The 2994-nt window shown below is 63.3% G+C and carries 2 protein-coding genes and 1 pseudogene; all 3 read left to right on the top strand.

The annotated features are described in order from the left end of the window. Positions 1 to 434 (top strand): annotated as a pseudogene (locus AC1D0Z_RS18685) (allantoinase); the annotation flags it as partial. Positions 435 to 436: 2 nt separating this feature from the next. Next, the gene (uraD, locus tag AC1D0Z_RS18680) at positions 437 to 2212 is read left to right on the top strand and encodes a 2-oxo-4-hydroxy-4-carboxy-5-ureidoimidazoline decarboxylase (protein WP_477659692.1); all 1776 of its coding nucleotides are present in this window, start codon (positions 437 to 439) and stop codon (positions 2210 to 2212) included. Next, positions 2209 to 2994 (top strand): M20/M25/M40 family metallo-hydrolase (locus tag AC1D0Z_RS18675; RefSeq protein ID WP_477659691.1); only part of this gene is annotated, 786 nt, incomplete at its 3' end. The genes uraD and AC1D0Z_RS18675, both read left to right, overlap by 4 nt.

Below are 2994 nucleotides of genomic sequence, written 5' to 3'. Positions count from 1 at the left end.
GCCCCAATACACGCCGCCTGGTGGCCGACGACGGCCGGCTCGAATACGACAGCGACTACTACGGCGACGACCTGCCCTTCTGGACCGAGGTGAAACGCACCGACGGCCAGGTCGTGCCGCGCCTGGTGGTGCCCTACACGCTGGACACCAACGACATGCGCTTTGCGCTGCCGCAAGGCTTCTCGCAGGCCGAAGATTTCTTCATCTACCTGCGCGACAGCTTTGATGCGCTGTATGCCGAAGGCAGCGCCTCACCCAAGATGCTGAGCATCGGCATGCACTGCCGCCTGCTCGGCCGGCCGGGCCGCATTGTGGCGCTGCAGCGTTTTCTGGACCATGTGCAAAAGCACGAGCGCGTCTGGATCTGCCGCCGCATCGACATTGCGCGGCACTGGCAGGCCAACCATCCTTACATGCCCCGGCAGGAAAGCTGAACATGGCCCTCACGCTTGAACAAGTCAATGCCGTATCGCGCGCAGAAGCGCTGCAACTGCTCGACGGCCTCTATGAGCATTCCCCCTGGATTGCCGACAAGGCGCTGGACGCCCGCCCTTTCCAGTCGCTTGCCCACCTGAAGCACGCCATGGCGCAGGTGCTGCGCGAGGCCGGCAGGGACACGCAGGTCAAGCTCATCCAGGCCCACCCCGAGCTGGCCGGCAAAGCCATGGTCAGCAAAAGCCTTACCGCCGAATCAACGAATGAGCAGGGCAAGGCCGGCCTGACCGACTGCACACCCGAAGAGTTCGCCACCCTGCAAAAACTCAATGCCGACTACAACGCGAAGTTCGGCTTTCCTTTCATCCTGGCGGTGCGCGGCCCGCGCGGCGACGGTTTGAGCAAGCATCAGATCATCGAGACCTTCACCCGCCGACTGCAGAACCACCCTGATTTCGAGCTCCAGGAAAACCTGCGCAACATCCACCGCGTGGTGGAACTGCGGCTCAATGACAAGTTCGCCGCCGTGCCCACCCTGGGCAACAACGTATGGGACTGGCACGAAACAATGTCGCAGTACAGCGACCCCGGCTACCTTGAAAAAGGCCAGCTCACCGTGACCTACCTTACCGATGCGCACCGCGCCTGCGCGGCATTCATCAGCAGCGCCATGCGTGAGTGCGGGTTTGACGAGGTGACGATTGATGCGGTGGGCAATGTCGTCGGCATTTACAAGGCGGCCACGCCCAATGCCAAGACCCTGCTCACCGGTAGCCATTACGACACCGTGCGCAACGGCGGCAAGTACGATGGCCGGCTTGGCATCTTCGTGCCCATGGCCTGCGTGCGCGAGTTGCATCGCCAGGGCAAGCGCCTGCCCTTCAACTTTGAAGTCGTCGGTTTTGCCGAAGAAGAAGGTCAGCGCTACAAGGCCACTTTTTTGGGATCAGGCGCACTGATCGGCGACTTCAAGCCCGAATGGCTGGACCAGAAAGACGCGGACGGCATCACCATGCGCGAGGCCATGCACAACGCCGGCCTCAAGCCCGAAGACATCACGAACATCAAACGTGGCGCGGACAGCTACCTCGGGTTTATTGAAGTGCACATTGAGCAAGGCCCGGTACTTAACGAGCTCGACCTGCCCCTGGGCATCGTGACCTCCATCAACGGCAATGTGCGCTACCTGTGCGAGATCACCGGCATGGCCAGCCATGCGGGCACCACGCCCATGACCCGCCGCCGTGACGCTGCAGCGGCCGCGGCCGAGCTGCTGCTGTATGTGGAGCGGCGCGCGGCACAGGACGGTAATTCCGTCGGCACGGTCGGCATGCTGCAGGTACCCAGCGGCTCCATCAACGTGGTACCCGGGCGCTGCCTCTTTTCGCTCGACCTGCGCGCGCCCATCGATGCACAGCGCGACGCGCTGGTAGCCGACGTGCTGGCCGAGCTCAAAAACATCTGCGACCGCCGCGGCGTGCATTTCACCACCGAGCTGACCGAACGCGCCGCCGCCGCGCCCAGCGCACCGGCCTGGCAGCAGCGCTGGGAGGCCGCGGTGCAAAGCCTGGGCGTGCCCCTCTATCGCATGCCCAGCGGCGCCGGCCACGACGCGATGAAGCTGCACAAGGTGATGCCTCAGGCCATGCTCTTTGTGCGCGGGCAAAACTCTGGCATCAGCCACAACCCGCTGGAAAGCACGACCAGCGACGACATTGACCTTGCGATCCAGGCCCTGGCGCATCTGCTCACCCATCTTTCCCCTGAACAACAATGACCCTCACCACCGACTACGCCCAGCTCGACAGCTGGATCGACGCCCATTTCGACGAGGAAACGGCATTCCTGCAGCAGCTCATCCGTGTGCCCACCGACACGCCGCCGGGCAACAACGCGCCACATGCCGAGCGCACGGCTGAACTCATCAAGGCCTTTGGCTTTGAGGCTGAAAAGCACCCGGTGCCCGAAGCCGAAGTGCGCGGCTACGGCATGGAGTCCATCACCAACCTGATCGTGCGCCGCAAGTACGGCGGTAGTGGCGAGGGAAAGGGCAAAGGCAAAACCATTGCCCTCAATGCCCACGGCGACGTGGTGCCGCCCGGCGAAGGCTGGACCAAGGACCCCTATGGCGGCGAGATTGAAGGCGGCAAGATTTATGGCCGCGCCTCGGCCGTCAGCAAATGCGACTTCGCCAGCTTCACCTTTGCAGTGCGCGCGCTCGAATCACTGGGCGCGCCGCTCAAAGGCAGCGTCGAGCTGCACTTCACCTACGACGAAGAATTCGGCGGCGAGATGGGCCCGGGGTGGCTGCTCAAAAAGGGCCTGACCAAACCCGACCTGCTGATTGCGGCGGGCTTTTCCTACGAAGTCGTCACCGCGCACAACGGCTGCCTGCAAATGGAGGTCACGGTGCACGGCAAAATGGCGCACGCCGCCATTCCCGACACCGGCATCGACGCCTTGCAGGGGGCGGTGCATATCCTCAATGCGCTCTATGCGCAGAACGTGCTCTACCAGCAGGTGACATCCAAGGTCGAGGGCATCCAGCACCCTTACCTG

It is taken from the genome of Polaromonas sp. P1_E3 (assembly GCF_056405935.1).
This window is presented reverse-complemented; position numbering and strand designations above follow the sequence as displayed.